The organism is Psychrilyobacter atlanticus DSM 19335 (genome assembly GCF_000426625.1).
GTDB classification, from domain to species: Bacteria; Fusobacteriota; Fusobacteriia; order Fusobacteriales; family Fusobacteriaceae; genus Psychrilyobacter; species Psychrilyobacter atlanticus.
Window position 1 is genome coordinate 1,035,364 of sequence record NZ_KE384548.1, and the last position, 21,905, is coordinate 1,057,268.

The 21,905-nt window shown below is 30.9% G+C and carries 19 protein-coding genes and 1 riboswitch; of the genes, 6 read left to right on the forward strand and 13 right to left on the reverse strand.

Going from position 1 to position 21,905, the window contains the following annotated elements; genetic code table 11:
* Positions 1–23: 23 nt before the first annotated feature.
* Both K337_RS19470 and K337_RS0116840 read right to left on the reverse strand, forming a co-directional pair.
* Positions 24–689, reverse strand: coding sequence for a LytTR family DNA-binding domain-containing protein (locus tag K337_RS19470; protein ID WP_084140932.1), 666 nt, complete (start codon positions 687–689; stop codon positions 24–26).
* The gene (locus K337_RS0116840) at positions 655–2,373 is read right to left on the reverse strand and encodes a hypothetical protein (protein ID WP_028857614.1); all 1,719 of its coding nucleotides are present in this window, start codon (positions 2,371–2,373) and stop codon (positions 655–657) included. The genes K337_RS19470 and K337_RS0116840 overlap by 35 nt, the downstream gene beginning before the upstream one ends.
* 252 nt (positions 2,374–2,625) lie before the next feature.
* On the opposite strand from K337_RS0116840, the gene K337_RS0116845 reads away from it, so the two are divergent.
* The 4 genes from K337_RS0116845 (at position 2,626) to pcp (ending at position 5,668) form a co-directional block, all read left to right on the forward strand.
* On the forward strand, positions 2,626–3,189 hold the full coding sequence (locus K337_RS0116845) for a VC2662 family protein (protein WP_028857615.1): 564 nt from the start codon (positions 2,626–2,628) through the stop codon (positions 3,187–3,189).
* 237 nt (positions 3,190–3,426) lie between these two features.
* A complete protein-coding gene (locus K337_RS0116850; RefSeq protein ID WP_037030072.1) occupies positions 3,427–4,104 on the forward strand; it encodes a DUF969 domain-containing protein in 678 nt (225 codons plus the stop codon).
* A complete protein-coding gene (locus K337_RS0116855) occupies positions 4,101–5,015 on the forward strand; it encodes a DUF979 domain-containing protein (RefSeq protein WP_028857617.1) in 915 nt (304 codons plus the stop codon). Before K337_RS0116850 ends, K337_RS0116855 begins: the two co-directional genes overlap by 4 nt.
* 11 nt (positions 5,016–5,026) lie before the next feature.
* A complete protein-coding gene (gene pcp, locus K337_RS0116860; protein ID WP_028857618.1) occupies positions 5,027–5,668 on the forward strand; it encodes a pyroglutamyl-peptidase I in 642 nt (213 codons plus the stop codon).
* 86 nt (positions 5,669–5,754) lie between these two features.
* Here pcp and K337_RS0116865 read toward each other — a convergent pair whose 3' ends face one another.
* Positions 5,755–6,525 (reverse strand): SDR family NAD(P)-dependent oxidoreductase, encoded by a 771-nt coding sequence (locus K337_RS0116865; protein WP_028857619.1) that lies wholly within the window; start codon positions 6,523–6,525, stop codon positions 5,755–5,757.
* A 205-nt stretch (positions 6,526–6,730) separates the two neighbouring features.
* Entirely contained in the window at positions 6,731–7,420 is a 690-nt protein-coding gene (locus K337_RS0116870; protein WP_028857620.1) for a Crp/Fnr family transcriptional regulator, read from the reverse strand.
* 339 nt (positions 7,421–7,759) lie between these two features.
* Between K337_RS0116870 and K337_RS19475 the strand changes: the two genes are divergently transcribed.
* Entirely contained in the window at positions 7,760–9,106 is a 1,347-nt protein-coding gene (locus K337_RS19475; protein WP_051251897.1) for an HD-GYP domain-containing protein, read from the forward strand.
* A gap of 11 nt (positions 9,107–9,117) precedes the next feature.
* Positions 9,118–10,734 carry a diguanylate cyclase gene (locus K337_RS0116880; protein WP_028857622.1) on the forward strand — a complete coding sequence of 539 codons (1,617 nt, stop codon included), beginning with the start codon at positions 9,118–9,120 and terminating at the stop codon, positions 10,732–10,734.
* A 114-nt stretch (positions 10,735–10,848) separates the two neighbouring features.
* Here the strand turns inward: K337_RS0116880 and K337_RS0116885 are convergent, their stop codons facing one another.
* From K337_RS0116885 to K337_RS0116930, 9 genes are all read right to left on the reverse strand, one after another.
* Positions 10,849–11,337 carry a GNAT family N-acetyltransferase gene (locus tag K337_RS0116885; RefSeq protein ID WP_028857623.1) on the reverse strand — a complete coding sequence of 163 codons (489 nt, stop codon included), beginning with the start codon at positions 11,335–11,337 and terminating at the stop codon, positions 10,849–10,851.
* Positions 11,338–11,431: 94 nt separating this feature from the next.
* Positions 11,432–11,653 carry a hypothetical protein gene (locus K337_RS0116890; protein WP_028857624.1) on the reverse strand — a complete coding sequence of 74 codons (222 nt, stop codon included), beginning with the start codon at positions 11,651–11,653 and terminating at the stop codon, positions 11,432–11,434.
* A 331-nt stretch (positions 11,654–11,984) separates the two neighbouring features.
* The gene (locus K337_RS0116900; protein ID WP_028857625.1) at positions 11,985–13,568 is read right to left on the reverse strand and encodes an L-lactate permease; all 1,584 of its coding nucleotides are present in this window, start codon (positions 13,566–13,568) and stop codon (positions 11,985–11,987) included.
* A 113-nt stretch (positions 13,569–13,681) separates the two neighbouring features.
* Positions 13,682–15,088: an FAD-binding oxidoreductase gene (locus K337_RS0116905; protein WP_028857626.1), complete on the reverse strand. Its 1,407-nt coding sequence runs from the start codon at positions 15,086–15,088 to the stop codon at positions 13,682–13,684.
* Between the two features lie 13 nt (positions 15,089–15,101).
* The gene (locus K337_RS0116910) at positions 15,102–16,304 is read right to left on the reverse strand and encodes an electron transfer flavoprotein subunit alpha/FixB family protein (RefSeq protein ID WP_028857627.1); all 1,203 of its coding nucleotides are present in this window, start codon (positions 16,302–16,304) and stop codon (positions 15,102–15,104) included.
* A gap of 9 nt (positions 16,305–16,313) precedes the next feature.
* Positions 16,314–17,096: an electron transfer flavoprotein subunit beta/FixA family protein gene (locus K337_RS0116915; RefSeq protein WP_028857628.1), complete on the reverse strand. Its 783-nt coding sequence runs from the start codon at positions 17,094–17,096 to the stop codon at positions 16,314–16,316.
* A 357-nt stretch (positions 17,097–17,453) separates the two neighbouring features.
* Positions 17,454–18,134, reverse strand: coding sequence for a FadR/GntR family transcriptional regulator (locus K337_RS0116920; protein WP_028857629.1), 681 nt, complete (start codon positions 18,132–18,134; stop codon positions 17,454–17,456).
* A gap of 216 nt (positions 18,135–18,350) precedes the next feature.
* Entirely contained in the window at positions 18,351–20,534 is a 2,184-nt protein-coding gene (locus tag K337_RS0116925; protein ID WP_028857630.1) for an HD domain-containing phosphohydrolase, read from the reverse strand.
* A gap of 160 nt (positions 20,535–20,694) precedes the next feature.
* Positions 20,695–20,779: riboswitch (cyclic di-GMP riboswitch) on the reverse strand.
* A gap of 228 nt (positions 20,780–21,007) precedes the next feature.
* Positions 21,008–21,850 carry a patatin-like phospholipase family protein gene (locus K337_RS0116930; RefSeq protein WP_028857631.1) on the reverse strand — a complete coding sequence of 281 codons (843 nt, stop codon included), beginning with the start codon at positions 21,848–21,850 and terminating at the stop codon, positions 21,008–21,010.
* Positions 21,851–21,905 lie beyond the last annotated feature (55 nt).

Consider the following 21,905-nt stretch of genomic DNA (forward strand, 5'->3'; position numbering starts at 1 on the left):
CAACGACTAAAGCCTTTATTCGGTTAAATATTTAAGGAAAATGTTTCAGTAAAAACTAAACTTTCCATTTTTTTTAAAGTTCTCTTTCCAAGGGGAAGAGTCATATTATCATAAAAAACAAGTACTTCTTCTTTAAAATCCAGTGATTTAACTTTACTTTTATTGATGATATATCCTCTCTCTACACGAATAAAATTAAGACTCAGTATATTTTCTAATTCTCCCAGAGAGACCTTTGAAAAATACTCTTCCTTATTAAAAAGAGTAATAATAGACCTTCTCAGGAGTCTGTCATAAGATATATAAGCTATATCCTCTTTTTTTATGAGGGATAGAGAAGAAGAATTTTCTATCCTCAAATACTCGACACTTTCTTTAAAAAAATCATCTATAACCTTTTCCAACATAATAAAATCTCTTTTGGAGATCATATCGAATAGAGATTTATTTTTTAGGAGCATCCTAGCTGTTGAAGTCGTTGAATTTCCCATTAAAACCACCGCTTTATTTATAGAGTTCAAATAATTTAATCCACCTTCTTCAGAAAAGGTTTCATCCAGGATCAAGAGGGAAGTTTCCTTTATTAATTCAGGTGATTTTTTTACATTTAAAAACTCTATTTTTATATTATTACATATAAGAAGGTAAGTAGAATTACTCACCCAAAGGCCGATTTTGATCATGGGCATCCACCTCCTTTATAAGGGTATCTAACTCCTCTAAAAGACTATCTTGAATGGTTTGTTTGGTCCTCTCATCTGAGATAGAATTATTCAGTATGAGAAGATCTTTTACCTCTATCAATCTGGTTCCTATGGCAAAGTTATCTAAAGAATATTTTTTTAAATCTATCTCACGGTGATTAATTCTAAGAGCTACTCCAGGAAGTTCATTCATCAGATCCTCTATTGCTTTTCTCTCAAATATTTTAAGTCTGTAATAAGGTAATATCTCAAGAGCTATAATACTCTTCTCCTGAGCAATCCCATAAAAAAATATATTTTCCTTAGTACTTTCAATATGTTTAATCCCATCAAAGTTAACTTTAAGATGGATACTTTTGAGATGAATGATTTTTGAAATTTCATTTTCTATCAAAAATTTTAACTGTGAAATATTCAAAATTTCAGACTCTTTAAATAAAATATGATTTAAGGAAAAATGTTGGGATTCCACAGCATTTTTTAAATTGATATAAAGAAGGTCAGTTCCTAGCAATATAATAAGAGCCATAAGGGTTGATTTAAAATCCCTAGTATAGATAAGATATAGATAGGCTAAAAAAACTATATAATTTACACGACCCATCCACCAAAAAGTTGACCTTAACAATCCGTATTCTCTAGAACCTGAAAATACATATGCCTTAAACAATACCAGAATAAATACCGATAGAAATATATATATCTCAACAACACTATCGATCCTTCCATTTTCAAATTCATGGAAGGTATAATACCATGTAAATATTGTGGTAAGAAAAGCTACAAAGGAAAAACTTCCTTCATTAAACAATTTAAATTTACGAAATCCCTTTAATGGAAACGGCATAGTAGCAATAAATATTATAGTAGATATCATGGGAAATAAAAATTCCCTACTGGAAACAAGAACTATAAAAAACAACATAAATATATTTGTATTTTTTATGTGTAGCAGGAGATCAAAAACTTTTCCAAAATCCAGAAAAACTAGAGCTCCTAAAAAACCTATTTGGAGAACAAAAAAAAGATTTATGAGCTTTTTTATGAAGCTCTCAAATGGTATTTTTATCTCTTTAACAACCCATTTCAGCATTGAAAAGCCTAAAAATACTTCAAACAGCAACGATAGTTTATATGTAAGTTTCCAGACTTCAAAATCATAATATTTTAACCCGAACATTATAATCCTGAGAGAAATTATGATTAACAGCGACAGAGTCGCTGCTCTGAGAAATCTATTTTTTTCTTTATTGATAATGGTTGATGTAAAAAATATAAATATCGTAGATATAAACAACATAGAATATAAAAATATAGATTGTTTTTTATCAAAATCTGAAGACTTAAAAAATATCTTTGAAAGTTTTTGATACCCCTCAGTCCGATTGAATTCAATAATTTTTTTCTGGTCTTCATATCCAAGCTCAAGAGTATATCTTCCCTTGTCTAACTCAAAAATATAGATATCATCCAAAAAATCTACCATAGGGACATCTATCAAATCATTGTTCTGATCATATATATCAACATCAATTAGATTATAGATCTCTGGAAGTTTTTCCAAACCGACCTCTAATTTTAGATAATTCCCTGTAGCAGCTGGATGGTATAAAAGTAATATATAGACTAGGGGTATAAAAATAAGCCCCAAATATTTTTTTGATTTCATATTTCCTCCAATAATTTTTTTAGTTTATTATAACATGTATTTTATTGAGATAAAGACTATTTTTAACCCCACATACCCTTGCTTACTATTTTTTGTCTCTATTTAATCTTAAAAAAATACTTCTAATGGCAGTCTTGTGTATTTTAAAAGTAATATTGTGTATCTTAATAATATTATTGTGTATGGGATAAATAAAATCATATATTTTATAGTATAATTGCCCTATCAAATTATTTTTTAGGAGGAAAATTTATGAAAAGAATTAAAATTTTATTAGGAATGGTATTCTTACTATCTAGTATGTCATTTGCAACTGGATTTCAATTTAATGTAGCAGGCAAACAGATGCCGGCATCTGAAGATGTCAGCGGATTAAGACTAAACCTATTTTACGGTAAAACTACCAATATGACTGGTTTGGATATAAACATTTTAGCTTTAGGAGAAACTGATAATTTTACTGGTCTTCAGTTAAGCCCATTTTCACTTGGAGCTAACAAGGTTAATAACTCATTTAAAGGAGCTGGATTTGGTTTAGTAAATATCCACGGTGGCGAGTCTACAGGAGCTATTTTTGGATTAGTAAATATGACTCACAATGTAAAAGGTCTTCAATGGGGAGCAGTTAATATCTCTGACGGAAGATCTACAGTTAACCTTGGTTTAGTTAATATCTCTCAGAGTTCTGCATTTCAAATGGGATTATTTAATATGACCAATGATCTTACAGGGGTACAGTTAGGTCTGATCAACATGGCAAAAACTGGATTCTTACCAATATTCCCATTCTTTAATATCGATGGAAGAATATTCTAATTCTGTATTATAAAATTAAATAGATACATACAGCCTCAAATTTATTTTGAGGCTTTTATTATTCCCATATTTTTTTAAATTTCATATATATCAATCAGTAAAAAACATTTCATATCCATTTCTTACTACTATAGTATCAAAATCTAATGGTTATTTTTTAGAAATGTAAAATATATTACAAAACAATTGTTTTATTTCCTGTATTCTTTATATAACAAAAAAAGGGGGGATTAATTTATGGTTACAATTAAACTTATTGGAATTCTTATAATAATTATAGGATTCTTATTAAAACTGGATACTATAGCCGTTGTTATTATTGCAGGAATTACAACAGGCTTAGTTTCGGGATTGGATTTTTTTACTATTTTATCTACACTGGGGGAAGCGTTTGTTAAAACTAGATATATGACACTGTTTCTTTTAACTCTTTCAGTTGTAGGAATTTTAGAAAGAAATGGTTTGAAAGAACGGGCTTCTAAATGTATTGGGGAGATGAAATCTATAACTACGGGAAAGGTACTAACCATGTATATGATTATAAGAACATTAGCTGCTGCTTTTTCTGTGAGACTAGGAGGACACGTACAATTTATAAGACCACTTATCTACCCTATGGCGCAAGGGGCAGGAGAAAAGAAAAATGGTGTTTTATCTGAAGATAAAAACGAAAATATCAAAGGAGTTGCCTGTGCTGTAGAAAATTACGGAAATTTCTATGGACAGAATGTATTTGTAGCCAGTGCAGGAGTACTTTTAGTAGTAGGAACACTTCAGGAATTAGGAGTCATTGTAACACCATATTCAGTTTCTAAAGCTGCTATTCCAGTTGCCATCATTGGACTAATTTTTTCTGTAATACAAAATCATATGCTGGAAAAAAAGATAGCTAAAACTGGAGGGGAGAGCAAATGAAAAGTATGATTCTTGAAATTATGTATATATTGACAGGTTTAGTAGCAATAGGTACAGGAATATATGCTCTGACAGACAAGGAACATAAAACAAAATTTGGTACAGGAATATTTTGGATCTTGTTTGGATTAATTTTTATTGGTGGGAAAAAAATACCACCTCATATTGTCGGAGGACTTTTGGTATTCATGGGAATTCTGACAGCTTTAAACAGGGTAGGAGCAGGTTCACAAAAGAACTCTTCAGAAGAATATCGAATTGAAAAAAGTAAAACCATAGGAAACATAATATTTTTCCCAGCATTAGCTATTGGAATAGTTGCTTTTGCCATCGCTCAATTTACTCCTTTAGGAGGATTAGTAGGTTTAGGACTAGGGTCTATCATAGCACTTATTCTCACTCTTATCATAACTAAAGAAAAACCTGAATATGTAGGATATGACAGCTCTAGGATGCTTCAGCAAATAGGATCTACAGCAATTCTACCACAGCTTTTAGCTGCATTGGGAGCTCTCTTCACTTTAGCAGGTGTAGGAGATGTTATAGCTGATTTAATGGGCTCAATCGTTCCCCAGGGAAATATTTTAGCAGGTGTGGTAGTCTACTGTCTTGGAATGGCTATCTTTACTATGATCATGGGAAATGCTTTTGCTGCTTTTGCTGTTATTACAGCTGGAATAGGGATTCCCTTTGTATTTTCTCAAGGAGCAGATCCGGCTATTGCGGGAATATTAGGACTTACAGCAGGATATTGTGGAACTCTACTTACCCCAATGGCTGCTAATTTCAACGTAGTTCCTGCAGCAATTATGGATATGAAAAATAAAAATGGTGTTATCTTAGCTCAGGCACCTGTTGCAATTGCAATGTTGGTAATCCATATTGTACTTATGTATTTTTGGGCATTTTAAGGAGGATATAGATGAAGTTATTAATTACAGGATTTGATCCATTTGGAAATGAAAGCATAAACCCAGCCTGGGAAGCTGTTAAACTCCTACCATCACAAATCGAAGAAGTAGAAATTATTAAACTCCAAGTTCCTACGATTTTTAAGGAATCGATAGATGTTCTTTTAGAGGGGATAAAAAAACATAAGCCAGAAGTCGTAATTTGTGTAGGACAAGCAGGGGGAAGGTACGATATCTCTATAGAAAGAGTGGCTATTAATTTAGATGATGCCAGAATAAAAGATAATAAGGGAAATCAACCCATAGATGAGCCTGTATATTCTGATGGAGAGAATGCATATTTTACAACCCTTCCAATAAAAGCAATGGTGGAGGAGATTAAAAAAGTAAATATACCGGCTTCCATTTCCAATACCGCCGGAACATTTGTGTGTAACCATATAATGTATGGTCTACTCTATCATATAAATAAGTTTTCTTCGGCAAAAAAAGGAGGGTTTATCCATGTTCCTTTCATACCTGAGCAGGTATTAGATAAAAAAAATACACCCTATATGGATCTAAAATCTATTGCTAAAGGGCTGGAAGCTTCCATTAAAGGAATATATGAGAATAATGAAGATTTAAAGGTAACAGGGGGAACTGAATTCTAAACTTTTTCATCTTCCAAACAAAGGGTACACTGCTGCTATTTTTCAGACATAATTAAAGGAGGAGATTTACATAAATCTCCTCCTTTTTACATCCCCATTTTTCTGGCTAGAGAATAGTATAATTTTCTGGGTAGAAACTTTACTATGGTATAGAGAATTTTATTGGACAATCCTGGAATATAGAGTCCGCCTTTTTTGTTTAAGGATTTCAGTGAAAGCTCTGTTACTTTATCCGAGTCCATCCACCTTACAAGCCACCTGTTTTTAAAGGTTTCTTCTTTTATATTCAAAGATTTGTGAAAATCACTTCTCGTGAAACCAGGACAGAGAGCCTGGACTCTTATTCCCAAAGGTGAGAGCTCAAGATGAAGAGATTCTGTGAATGTTGTTATAAATGACTTGGTGGAACTGTAAAGATGATTAAAGGATGTAGGAGCAAAGCCTGCAAGGGAGGAGACATTTATAATATTCCCATTTTTATTTTTTCTCATATTTCTCGACACAAGGTAAGTAATTTTACAAAATGAATTTATATGTGCTTCTATCATTTCATATTGCTTCTCATAAGTGTCATCAAAGAATTTTTTTTTATGACCGAAACCCACATTGTTTATTAAAAAATCAAAGGGAACTGTTTCTATTTCTTTTAATAAATTATCCACTTCTTGAGGTATGGTGAAATCAGCTAAGACCACAGTAACTTTAACGTGGTATTTTTTACGGATATCATAGGCCAATTTCTCTATAACCTCTATACGTCTTCCTGTAATATAGAGGTTATAACCCTCCTTCCCAAGTTTTCTCGCAAAGGAGGCTCCTATACCACTGGTGGCTCCTGTTATTAAAGCATTTTTCATTTAAATACCTTCCTACTTTTTTTATTTCTTCAGACATGACAGTAAGAATCTTATCAAATTCAAGATAATCCTGTGTTGAAAGAAGTTTCCGTATATAGTTTATATTCCATTTGTAAATCTCCATTATCAATATTCATAATACCTTACCACAAATAAAGGTCAATTTAATATTTTAAAAATGAGGTTGTAAAAACAAGGTAATCGTCTATTTTTTTTGTATACTCTTTCTATAATTTTTTAATTGAGAGATTGAGAGAACTGTTATAAGTTTTCTTTTTATTATGATCAACTTCTTATCCTGTAATTTCTTCAGAATATTTGTAATGCCTATCCTAGAAATGTTCAATGTATTTCCGATATTTTCATGGGTATATCCATAGATCTCTACATCATTTTCTTTATGAGGATTTCTAGAGATCGCTATTCTGATTAAAAATTCAAGAACTCTCTCTTCATTGATATAAAATTTATTGAAACTCAGTTGAAAAAGAGCCAGGTGATATTTTCTAGACATACTGTGAATAAAATACGAATAGTAATTGGGATTTTTTAAAAGAATCCTATCTACCTGTTCTTTAGTTAGCTTACATATTTTTGAATCGGTAATAAAATGAAGGGTGTAATTTTCAGAGATATCAGAAAAAATTTCAAATTCGCCTAAAATCTCACCGGGGCTCAGAGTATAAATAAGCTGTTCATCTCCATTTTCTTCTGAGAGAGAGATCTGAACTTCTCCAGCGACTATAATATACAGAGATTTTACAATATCCAAACAGATGATATTATTTTTATGATACGCAGTGGTTGTTCCATGAGGAGTTAAAATATTTAAAAAAAAGTCTCTCATATTGTTTTGTTTGCTGAGGTCAAAGATTGCCGAGTATTCTTTATTCATTCTATTCTTCTCCTTTTTTACTTTAATCTTATAGTTTTTCAATTATATATATTTATTAGTAGAGATTATAGCATATTTTGTATTAATAGTCTTAATTCTGTAGATTAAACCAACTATTCTTCAGATCTTTTGCTGAGTTACTGATCTAAAGATTAATTTCATAGTATTCTAATCAGAGAAACAAACTATTATAGTTATTTAAAAAATTGAAAATAACCATTCAATTATAAACCATTTTTAATTTTTTAATTTTTTTTAATGATAAATTATCTTTATTAAAAGGATAATGTATAATATAATTGGTATAATATTATATTATACATTTAAGGAGGAGGGGATATGAAGTCTAAAGAATCATTAAAAATTGTTATATACTATACATTATTTAGTTTTTTATGGATATTTTTTTCCGACAAACTACTTTTTATCCTGACTCAGGATTTGTCGTTATTGCATCTTTTAGGGAATTTTAAAGGGATATTTTTTATTCTTTTAACAGCTTTTTTCTTATTTAAAATGATTAAACAAAGTTATTCAAAAATTGAGAATTTAAATGAGCAGCTTCAAAAAACTATTCTGGAATCACAAAATAATCAAAATTTATATATGGAAAAAAACTTAGAATTGAATAAAGTTAATAATATTATCGATGATTATATGAGTATTTTCTTGAAGATGCTCAGCCCTATCGAATATAAGGATGAATTATTTATTTCAGAAGTATTTCGAATGGCATTTAAGGTAGCTAAGGAAAGTGATCTGGGAAGTGCCTATATTATTGAAGACGGTAAAGTTAAATTTATTGATACCATAGGATTTCCCATAGAAGATCTGAGAACAATGCCTACAGATATAAGCCTTTATAAATTTTCAAAGGATGGTGTAGTCTCAAATATAAATAACGAGAGTGAAATTTTGAAAGAAATCACAAATAAAAATTCATCCTTAACCCAGGCGAAAGAGTCTCTCTATATCGGGATATTTAAAAATGATAAAATTATAGGCGGATTTAATCTGGATATAAACATCAATTCCTCCAAACATTATTCCCATGAAACTATAAACAAAATTACGGAGATACACCACCTGTCTAATGGATTTTATAAGATAAAAAAATCCAGTGACTATAAAGTGATGCTTCAAAATGATATTGTCCAGTCATTTATTACCGCTTTGGAATTTCATGATCACTATACCAAGGGGCATTCTGAATCAGTAGCTTCATACAGTGTTCAAATAGGAAAATCACTAAATTTGGATGAAAAACAATTGGATGATCTATACTGGGCTGCAGTCATGCATGATATAGGAAAGATAATCATCCCCAGTGAAATTTTGAATAAAAAAGATAAATTAAGTGATTCTGAATATAAAATTATCAAAGAGCATTCCCAAATAGGATATGAGATAGTTTCACAGAGTGATTCTTTAAAGGAGATCTCTGAATATATTTTATACCACCATGAACGTTGGGATGGAAAGGGATATCCCAAAGGCCTCAAGGAAAATGAAATTCCCCTGTTATCTCAGATTATATCTGTGGCAGATTCGTGGCATGCTATGACATCGCAAAGAGTATATAAAAAACAACTGACCAAAGAGGAAGCTATAGACGAACTTCTAAAAAACAGGGGTACGCAATTTTCTCCCGTTGTGGTAGATGTATTTATAAAACTCATTGTTTAAAAGGACAAAATATGAATATTAAAAAAAAAGTTATTAAAATATCGATAATCAGTGCATTAATTCCTATATTATTTTTAGGAGTTTATGGGTATTTTTTAGTTAAAAATAAAATAGATGAAAGTGAGATGGAAAAAATAGAACTCATGTTTCATTCTCAAAAATCTGAATTTAATTTAATCTTCAATAAATCCAAAGCTTTATTGGATCTGGCTGAAATTATAGTCAATAGCCATGATGAATCCAGTGACCACGACAAAAATTTAAACCTTATGCTGAATAATATTGCAGCTGATAATGTGGAAGTCAAGAATATTTTTTGGGGATCGGATAAAGGAGAGATCCACACATCCAATCTAAATCTTCCAATAGACTATGACCCGAGATCACGGCCCTGGTATATAAATAGTTTAAAATCTAAAAATAATAACTTATCTACCATAACCTATGAGTTTATGGATGGAAAAAGGGGAACAACTATAACCAAAAAAGTTTACAACAAGGATGGAATTTTTAAGGGTGTTATCGGATTAGACCTGAATTTTTGCGGTCTTGAAAAAAAATTAAAAGAGTTTGCATTGGGGAAAAAAGTAACTATATTCATAGTTGATAAATTTGATTCCATTGTTATAGACTCAGCAAAAAATAATGGAAATCTTTTGCTGATCAGAGAATATATGAAAAATAATTTTCCTGTTAAGTTTTCTAAGGAAAATTATTCTTTGAGGGATATAGCCCTATCCACAGATATTTCCCGGATAAAGATAGATACTCCTAAGGGAGCCACAATTTTTATTAAAGAATACATTCCAGAGTTAGAGCTTCTTATGATTGGGGGAATCTACGAACATGAATTGACTGAGACTGCTCATAAAATAATTATTTCCAGTCTCTTATTTACATTATTAGGTTTTTCAATTACCTGGATCATTGTAAATAAATTTATCAAAAAATTAGACAGCCACATAAAAATTATAAATACCTTGATAAGAGAGATTTCTCTCGGGAACTATAAAAATGATGAAAAAAAACTTTTAGAATTTATATCCGAAGATTCAGAGTTGAATACAATAAGAAAAGAGATTGAAGCGCTTCAGATCAGTATAGAAAAAAGAGAGATCAACCTAAAAAATAGCGCTTTGATTGACTGTCTTACAGGTGTGTATAACAGGAAAGGGCTGGAACTTTTTTTGACAAAAGCAAAGGAGAAGTGGTACCTATTCGATGATTACAGTTTCTCCATAATAATATTTGATATAGATAATTTCAAAAAAATAAATGATACCTATGGTCACATATTTGGAGACAAAGTTTTAAAGTCAATCTGTAAAAAATTTATAGAAAATATTGATGAAAATGATCATATATCCAGATATGGAGGGGAAGAATTTATAATCCTTCTCCACAATATGAATCGCAAGGAAGGATTTAAAGTAGCCAATAAATTAAAAAAATTAGTAGAAAAGATAGATTTTATATCTCCTATCGATACAAAAGAAATAGTAAAAATAACTGTAAGCGGCGGTGTCGCCGAATATCAAAAGGACCTAGATATAGAGGAGCTTATAAAAAAAGCAGATATGATGCTATATAAGGCTAAAAATAGTGGTAAAAATAAAGTTATGTGTTAGTCCCAAAAAGAATATTAAAACAATTTAAACAAACCTGTAATTTTTACTGAAGTTACTTTAAATAAAATAAAAATAGATATCTAATTAGATATCTATTTTTTTATTCTAAATCTTCTACAGAACCTTCTCCATCTCATACCACACAGCTCCTCCATGGGTAGAGGCTGAAACTCCTATCTTCTTATACCCCATCCTCTCATACATTCCCATAAGGTTTTCCTTGCAGAGTAGAAGAACCTTCTCCTTTCCCATCTTCTTAGATATTTCGACGAATTCTTTCATCATTATCTTGGCTATTCCTTTTTTTTGATGGACAGGATCCACAGCTACTGAAAAAACAACTATATTTTTCCCACCATGTTCATGACCGATTAGCCCCTTAAATTCTTCATCTGTTATATCTTCCTGATTTGTTGAGCCGCTATTTATATGAGCTACTATCTCCCCATCTAATTCTCCCACTATAAATCCTTCAGAAAATTTTCTTAACCTTATTTCTATATTTTCTTTACAGGCTGCTTCCTCCTCTGGAAATGTTTTCCCTTCCAAGATAAAACAAGCTTCAATATCTTCTAACCTTCCATTTCTTATCTTCAATTCCATCTTATCCTCCTGCTATATTTTTTTAATAAAATTATAGCATATTTCATATCAAAAAAATCTTAAATATTTTCACCTAAATTTCTTAATAACCATTTTATCGCTCTTTATTTTTCTTCCAAGAAAATATCACCCCTATATTCATAACCTTTACTTTCTTATTATTTAATTTTTCATATTGATATTTAGGCAACCCCGGTAGTGCATCACCAAGCTTAAAAGTTCCCCAATGACCTGGGATCATAAACTCTGTCCCCAGATCCTCAACAACAGATATAAACGTTCCAAGCATTCCTATAAATGGAACAATGATATCCAAAAACCATATAAAGAGGAGAGCTTTTAAATTCTCCTCTATTTTCTATTAGTTATTTCAATTCTCTTTGATTTTTAGTTCGAATTTATTCTTATATTTATGGTAAAATTTAATTTCTTCTAAAGTAACCGCAATAGGACTTAGATATATTTTTTCTTTTACCTCCAAATATCTCTTCCTAAGACCAACTTGTTTATTTTTTTCAAACTTATTACATTTTCTCATATTACATCAGAGTATTTACTAGTAGATTTTTTCAATAATCCCCATCTCCTTGATTTTCCATATATTTTTTTTAGTATAAAACAAATATGAAACTCAATTAATTATGTATTTAACTAAAAGCAAAAGCTACAATACCTATACCTAATGAGTAGAAAATACTAGGTATAAATACCTTCCTGATTACTATCCCTTCTTTACCAGAAAGTCCAACAACAGTGCAAGCTGCTACAACTACATTAACACAAATTATATGGCCTACTCCTGCTCCAAGAGTTTGCTCTGCAAGTATTAGTGTAGGGTTTAAATTTATGATATTTGCCACATCATGTTGAATAGCACCAAAGGTAAGATTTGATACTGTACCACTTCCAGAGATAAATGTTCCGAGCATTCCTACAAATGGAGCAATAAAGATCCAGGATTCTGAAAATGAAGAACTCATTGCAGTGGCTATATATTGTGGCATAGACATATAACCAGTAGCGTTGATCCAGGAATTTGAAAATATCTGTACTAATGCTAATGTAGAAAATAAGATCAATGTAGTATTTTTTACTTGTCCAAATGAAGTGAAACAAGCTTTTTTTAATGAATTAAAATTTGAGTTCTGAATAAATATAGTTAAAAATGCAACTAGTATTAATACTGTTCCTGGAGAATATAGTAGGGGCCATTTATCTGAAATTTGTTCAAATCCCATTATATTTTTCCAAGAAAGGTCTATAGCTGTAGTTGTAAAATTTTTGATAACTGGAAATATTCTAGTAGCTAGCAGAGTAATAACTACAAGGATGTATGGAATCCAAGCTTTAAATAGCGACATCTCTTTATTAGGATTTATTTCCTCTACTTTCATATCTTCATCTAAAGCTTCTGTCCACACGTGCTTAGGAATTAAAAACTTCATCTTACAAGTGATTGTAGCTACAAAAAGTCCAGTAATAGAAGCAAGGATAGAGATAAATTCAGGACCTACAAAGTTTGCGTATAAGTATGCAGAGAGTGTATAGACTAGACCGATAAAGATAGACCAAGGGGTCATTTCAAGAATAGATTTAATTTTGTTCTTTTTACCAAAGGATAATACCAATACGACTACAAGTAATAATGGCATAAAGGTTGCAAGAAAGATATCTAATTTAGTAATTAATATTGCAATACTATCGAGATCTTTCGGTGCTAACTCTGAAATATTGCTAAGGCCTACAAAAATTGGAGTTCCCACAGCTCCAAATGGAACAGGGGTACTATTTGCAATAAGTACTAATATAGCTGCAGTTAGTGGTTGAAATCCTAAGGCCACCATTAAAGCACCAACAACAGCAACAGGAGCACCAAACCCAGAAACTCCTTCTAAGAGAGCACCAAATAAAAATGCCAGTATTATAGCTAAGATTCTCATATCTTCAGAAAGAGCTCGAAACCCCTTGTTTAACCTTGTGATGGCACCTGTATTTTTCAACATATTTAAAAGAACCATAGCGCCAAATAATATGAGAAGTATCGTCAGTGCTTTATGGATACCCTGAAGTGATGAAGCAACCAGAACTTTAGACTCCATACCCCAAATAAAATAAGCACCTAAAAGTAAGATTACATAACTTAATGCCATTCCCTTTTTAGCTGACATCTTTAAGATAACTAAAAATAATAAGGGAAAGACCACTGCAATAAGGGCTGTAAATAATAACATATTTGCCTCCTTTTTATAAAAAATTCTATAAAAAAATACTCCCATCTATAGATGGTGATGGGAGTATTTATGTTAGATAGTAAAACCTTTGATTAAAAGGGTTACTACTGATTCTATTGACAAACCTTTCCAGGATTTAAAATATTTTTGGGATCAAAAGATTTTTTTATACCTACCATTAAATTCAGGTGGCCTCCATTATACTGATCGAACATATATTTCTTCTTGGCAAATCCAATCCCATGTTCTCCAGATACTAATCCTCCTAATTCCAAAGATTTATCATACATTCTTTTAAAGACATCCTCTCTTTTTTTAGTCCATAATTCCATATCCATATTATCTTTACAGATATAAACATGCAGATTTCCATCTCCAGCATGACCAAAACTAGGTATTCTTATATCAAACTCTTTAGCTAAAACTTTTGTATATTTAATAAATTCTGCTACATTATTTCTAGGAACAACAACATCACACTCATCCATTTCATCGGTCGATCCATGTATAGCTTCTAAAAATGCTCCTCTAGCAGACCAAACAGCTTCCTTCCTTTCCTCTGTATCTACTAAGTAAGCATCCAAAGCCCCTATTTCTAAACACAGGTCAGCTACTTTTTCATAGTCTTTTTCTACCTGTTCCTTTGAGTTTCCATCAAAAGTTAACAAAAGATAGGAATCACTGGATTTATCTGGAAATACTTTCCCTAGATATTCCTCTGCAGCAAAAATTACTTCCCTCTGTAAAAATTCAATGGCTGTAGGTATGGCTTTAGATTTAATAATACTCGGGACTGCATCGATAGCAGTATTCAGCTCCTCAAATGGAACCAACAAACTTATGGTATGTTTAGGAAGAGGGATTAATTTTAAAATCACCTTTGTGATAATTCCCAAAGTCCCTTCGGAACCTATGATTAGATCTTTAATACTATAACCGGAAGAGTTTTTTACAACTTTCCCTCCCAATTCAATAATTTCTCCAGTGGGAAGAACTACTTCTAACCCCCTTACATAATCTCTAGTTACACCATATTTTACAGCTCTCATTCCTCCTGCATTGGTACTTATATTCCCTCCAATTGTTGCACTTTTTTCCCCTGGATCTGGAGGATAGAAAAAATCATGTTCTTCTACATATTTACTGATCTCCATAAGTAATACTCCAGGCTCTAATGTCAGAGTTAAGTTTTCCTCATCCAATTCCAAGATCTTATTCATTCCTGTAGTCTCGATAACTATTCCTCCAAAGAGGGGAACACATGCTCCTACAAGTCCTGTTCCTGATCCTCTGGCAGTTACAGGAATATGATTTTTATAGGCATATTTCATAATATCTGAGATTTCTTTAGTGGTATAAGCTTTTACCAATATATCCGGCATTTTTTCTATTCCACCTAATTCATCGTGGGAATAATCTGGGTTGATCTCATCTTTAAAGAGTACCCTTTCTGTATCTCCAATTATTATTTTTATATTTTCGAAATCATTCATGTCTATCTCTTTATATTTATTCTGCATCTTAGTCCTCCATTTAAAAAGTAATTTTTCTGTCTTTTTTTATTTCTTCTGTCAATTTTGGAATGACCTTATATAAATCTCCTACAATCCCATAATGTGCCACATCAAATATTGAGGCCTGTTCATCTGTGTTTACAGCAACTATTGTTTCGGCTCCATTCATCCCAGCAGTAAACTGAACTGCTCCATGGATTCCAAATGCAAATAATAATCTTGGTTTTACAGTCCTTCCACTAAGCCCAACCTGTAATTTATTACTCATCCATCCGCATTCGATAAGAGGTCTAGTACAAGCTATTTTCCCATCTACAAGATCTGCAAACTCTTGAATCATCTCAATATCTTCCTCTTTTTTTATCCCTCTTCCTATGGCAATAATTACCTCAGCATCAGCTATAGATACTTCTTTATCTTTTTTTACTACGTCTAAAACTTGAATTTTTGAATTTAATTTCTTTATATCGATCTTATGATCTATTATTTCCCCACTTTTTTCTACCGTTCTTTCAGGAGCATCAAATATCTTAGCTCTCACTGTACATAATTGAGGTCTATGTCTTTCTGTAACTATTTGTGCCATTATATTCCCACCAAATGCCGGCCTTATCTGTACCAAGTCTGTATTATCTTTCATCTTTAAGATAGTACAATCTGCAGTAAGCCCCGTTCTAAATCTTGCAGCTACTCTAGGAGCTAAAGATCTTCCTAATGTTGTAGCTCCTACCAATATGGAAGATGGCTTTTTCTTTTCAATATAATCAGCAAACACCTCTGTATAATTTTGAACTTTAAAATGCTCCAATTCTTTATAATCGTAGATATGAATTTGATCTACTCCATAATGCTCTAATTCTTCTGCTATTTTTTTTACATTTGAACCAATTAAGATCGCCTGAACTGGATGACTGATTATTTCAGCTAATTCCCTGGCTTTACCTATCAATTCTAAAGATACTGGATTTATTACGCCATTAAAATGATCTATATAAACAGTTATTCCATTCCATAACTTCTTATTCACACTTGTTACAGTTTCATCTTCTACAAATTCAATAGTTCCATTACCATTTTTAACACAAAGTTTACACATCTTACATCCAGAATTTATATGTGTCTGACCATCCTGTTCTTCGATTGCATTAAAGGGACATAGGTCTATCAATTCCATCATTTTTTTATGATTTATTTTATCGTGATTTATAACTAATTTAGCCATTTTAACCTCCTAGATAATTTTTCTTCCTCTCAATTTATCAAATAATTCAACCGCAGCTCCGTCCCCTGAAAACATCTCTTTATCTGCATTTTTAGGAGGATTAAATATTCTTTCTACCTGGGTCGGCGACCCATTTAACCCATATTTTTTTTCATCTTTATCATCTAAATCATCAAAAGTTAAAACTTTTATTTCCCTGGTAGCTGTATCTAGTTTATTTTTATAGGATGGTAGTCTAGGGGAATATATTCCCTTTTCTACAGTTATTAAACATGGATAACCAATAGTCTGTATCTCTATAGTTTCACCCATATCTGCTTCTACAGTTAGACTTTCTGAGGTTACTTCTAATATTTTACTTATATTTGAAATATGAGGGATGGATAAATATTCTGCCATCTCTGGTCCTACTTGAGCGGTGTCCCCATCGGTAGTTTGTTTTCCGCAGATTATTAGATCTATCTCACCCATTGCTTTTAGCCCTTGGGCTAGAGCATAAGATGTTGCTAACACATCGGCTCCGGCAAACTTCCTGTCAGAAAGTAATACACCTGTATCTACTCCCATAGAAAATGATTCTTTAATCACAGCTTTTGCCTGTGGGGGCCCCATAGATAGGACTCCTATTTCACTACTGACTTGATTTTTTATTTGAAATGCAGATTCTAAAGCATAAAGATCGTATGGATTTATCTTTGAATCAACACCATCTCTTAACAGTACTCCTGTAACCGGATCAACTTGAACATTAGTACCTCCAGGCACTTGTTTTATACAAACGGCAATTTTCATATATATCCTCCTTGTATTTTGAATTGGTATGACCAATTTTTTTTATAAAAATTAAAAACAAATAATCACAATTTGCTTCCTTTAAAAGGTTACTTTACGATCCACTATTATGTCAATAAAGTTATTTTTTTATTTAAATACCTTTACCAAATACAAACACTTATATTATGAAAATCCTATTTTTTTGTTTTCCTTACATGTTTTTTAGACCTATTTTAATATAAATAAAATAATTTGTATGAAAACAGAAAAATTAATTTAAATTTGGACATTGATTATAATTTATACGTAAATTATTTTTTTCACATTATTTTATAAAAAAAAACACCTCTACAAAGATGTTTTTCTTTTTAATATTTAATTTAAATTTGGCAGACTTTTCTCTATATTATCAAAATGAATGCTTAAACTATTTTTTAATCCTTCTTCATCTCTATCTTTCAGGGCTTCTAAAATCATCTTATGATCCAAGTCTATTTTTTCCTTCCCAAATTTTTCTAAAACCATATCTCTAGAAGCTATTATTGATTCTTCCAACAGTTCAGATATAGCAGAAATAATTGTAGTCATTAAAATATTTTTAGAAAAAGACATCATTAAAAGGTGAAAATCTCTGTCTAAATCGGCCAATTTTTCAATATCATTACAACTTAACATCTTCTCATAAATTTTTTCAACCTGCTCTATCTCCTCTGAAGTTACCCTCTTAACCATGAATTCCACATTAGAAAGTTCCAGCATCTTTCTGAGTTCGATAACGTCTTTTATTTTCCCCTTTTGCAATTCAAAAGCCAGAGATAATGGGTTACACAGCATATTTTTAAAGTCATTGGTGATATAGTTTCCCCCGCCTCTTTTACTTTCAATTAAACCAATTATTTCCAATATTTTGATCCCTTCCCTCACAGATGACCTCCCAATATTTAAATTTTCAGCCAGGGTACGTTCGGGGTATATCTGGGATCCATTTTTTAAATTGCCTGATTTTATTTCCTGTTTTATATGTTTTATTAACTTATGAAATTTTCTTTCCTCCATCTCTCTCTCCCTTATCTGCCTCTTTTATTTTCTTTAGTTATTTTATCAACCTTTATAAAAAAAGACAACTTTTAAAAAATAATGAGCTGTCTATATATAAGAAGAAAAATGAAGAGTTCTAGATCCCACCAAAAAATCTCACTATTCTATTAATAGTGAGATTTTTTTTAGTTTATATTTTCATAATTTTTTTATTCCATTAAAGATAGAATTATTTTAATTTCCCTCAAAAATTCTTTCAAAATATCTATGTTTTTTTATAAAAATTTTAACTATTCTAGGGTCAAAATGTTTACCGCTTTCAGATCTTATTATCTCTACTGATTTTTCATGAGTGAAGGCTTTTTTATAAACCCGTTCCTGTCGTAAGGCGTCGTATACATCTGCTAAAGCCACTATTCTGGCTTCGATTGGGATTTCTTCCCCCTTTAGTCCTTTCCCATATCCCAAACCATTCCATTTTTCATGGTGATATCTGACTATATTTAAGGCTACTGGACTAATTCCCAGATCCTTCATGAGATTATACCCTATTTCCACATGATTTTTCATTGTCTCAAATTCTTCCTCAGTCAGCTTTCCGGGCTTTTTTAATATGCTATCAGATATCCCTATCTTCCCCACATCATGAAGTGAAGCATATAACCCGACTTCATTTACAAAAGAGTTTGACATTTTAAGTTCTTCAGCCAATAATTCTGAATATTGATTTAACCGCTTTATGTGTGCCCCGGTGTCTTCATCATTAAATGTATTGGCATTTTCCAAAGTCTCAACCAGACCAATAGTTAATTTTTTTAATTTCAAAGAAGTGTTTTTAAACTTTCTTAAATGATTATAAACAAAACTTAGCAGAAAAATCGAAATTACTGAGATAATTATGGAAAGTTTATAATCTTTTGCTATTTCTATTTTCTTTATAAAAAATTTATTTTTTTCCTCTTTTATCCTATAAGAAAATTCATTGTTTAATGAATTTATTAAAAAATAAAGGACTTTATCTTTTTTAGGTATTCCAAAACTTAATTCTAACTTATCCTGAATGGTTCCTGCAACTTGAAGATTCTTTGCACTATATAGTTTTGAAAAATAATCTATTTGCTGTAATTCTCCTATTAAAATATCCGCTTTTTTAGAACTTACCGCTGCCAATACCTGTTCTATATTTTTAAATCTTATTAAGTTCCCCCCTAACCCTTTATACAAAAGATATTTTTCGATAAAAGAATCTTTTACTACAGCAATTCGATATTTTTTTAGGTTATCAAAATATGGAACGTAGCCTTCATCACTACTGCTAAAGATCAATAACGGCATCTGGGTGTAGGGTTCGGTTATAAGTATCTCTTCATTTTCAGGTATCAATTCTTCCCCATTGACACTCAATATAAATGGGTCTATGTCAAAATCAGAATCTGTATCTTCTCTTTCAAATTCTATTTTTAACCCTAATATTTTATCAATTTCATAGAAATAGTTATTTAAAAATCCTTCAGGAACTTTGTTTCCATTAATATAATAAAGCTGTGGAAACTCTTCAAAGGAAGGGAGTAATACTTTTATTTTTTTTCTCTTCTTAATATATTTTTCTATTTCAGCAGATATTTCCAGCTTATTTTTTGTATAACTCAACGTTTCCTCGTGAAAAAACTTCATCGTTAAGTCTTTATTATTAAAAATTCTCTCTACTATATCTAGCAGCGGCTGAAACTCTGCCTTTCCTCCAGTATAATAACCTGTTTTAATAATTTTTGAAAAATAATTTAATTTTACATTATTATTTGGATTTTTGACTAAATATTTTAAAGCCTCCTGATAATCTTCGATATAGATATCTGCTTCCTTAGACAGGATCGCTTCTACAGCTTCTTTTTGATTTGGTTTAGATATCAGTGTAATTAGATTCCCGTATTTTTTTATAATTTTATTTTTTATCTGATCTCCCTCTTCATAGACAATTTTTTTCCCAAAATTATCTTCTTTAAAATCGATGGAAGGATAATCTTTCCTGGTAATTGCAACTCCATCTAGCTCAATAGGCATATCTATATATTTGTACTCTTTATTATTTCTTTTATAATCTTCTACCCCCATTACTATATCAGGAATTCCTAAATCTACAGAACACTCAAATACTTCAGTATCTTCATTGATTATTTGAAAACTCAATCCTGTATTTTCTTCCAATAATTTAATTATATTAGGAAAAAAACCCTTTCTTTTCCCCTCTGAATCATAATTTAATATCCCCCTGTCTTTATCCAAATAAATCGTTATAGTTTTATTTTTATGTGCTGAAATCCATTCTTTTTCATCTTTGTTAAATTGAAGGTTTAAACCCTCTATCCCATAGATAGAAACATTCAATAAAATAAAAATTGAAAATAATAACTTATACATAACTCCTCCATCTTTTTCATATATTTATTTTTTCTTCATTGCTAACGCTTTCAGCAGCTTAAATTTTGTAAAGTTGAAAGTGTTTTATTTTTCATTAAAATTAAGTAAATAAAAAAGAGGCTACATTGTAATCATACAAATAGCATCTCTCTAAAAAAGTTGTGGCAACTGGCTGTCATATCTTAATAGACTTAGACCCTTTAGTTTTGCGTCACAAAATTTCTCCTGTTTTGCCTTTTTCAGAATTATTCTTTTAGTTATATTCTTTTATTCTTAAACAAAATATTATAACTTTATCTTCATAATAACAAAATAAAATAAAAACTTCAAATTATCCTATAAAAAGTAAGATAATGATAGGCTTTTTAAAAAACTAACTAGAATTAAGAAAATAAGAGAGATAATCAATTAAGATTATCTCTCTTGTTTCCTTAACAAATTTATATTTCAATTAAATACTTTTCTAATACCTTTTAGTCATTTAAAAATAATTGGATCTCCTCTGCTTTTTTTACAACTTTTTCATAACCTTCATTATAACTCTTATTTAATTTTTCAAAATCTCTGGTTAATATGGAAATATTACTATCGGGTCTTATTAGATATGCAATTCCTTTTTCTTCTAATTTTTCCAACTCTTCCAGAGTTTTATTATATTTTTCATGCCTCTTCTTTAAAATTTCAATCAAATTAGGATACTCTTTATAAACTACAGATGAAGCATTGAGATACCATGGTGATCTTTCAACATATCCTTTTGGACGAGTTAAAACAATCAATAATTTTTTATTCCCATCCAGTAGAGCTTTCTTATACGGAATTGGATCGGACACTCCTCCATCAATATAGTAGTTGTCCCTGATTTTTACAAAATCTGTTAATCCAGGATAGGCACAGGATGCTTTTAAAGTTTTTTCGAAACAATTTATTTTATTTTTTTCAAAATAGTGAGGCCGGCCAGTCTCAACATTTGTTGCTACAGATAAAAATCTTTTAGTACTCTTATTGAAAGCACAGTAATCAAAAGGGTTTTTAAATTTATTCATCATAATAAAAACAAAATCTGAATGCAGGATACTCTCATTGGTAAAGATCCTTTTCATATCAAAAAAATCATCGCTAAGCATGCATTCTATCAGCACTTCTTTGTTCCAACACCTTTGATTAGTTATATATGAGGCCCCTGTATAAGCTCCCATAGAAACACCTATAACATAGGGTAGATGAATATCTTTTTCTAAAAAAGCATCTAAAACACCTGATCTAAAAATTCCTCTCATACCTCCACCCTCGAGGATTAAAGCACTATTTCCCATATTTATCCCTCCATAAATAACAACTATTAAATATAATATATAATTATTTTTTGAT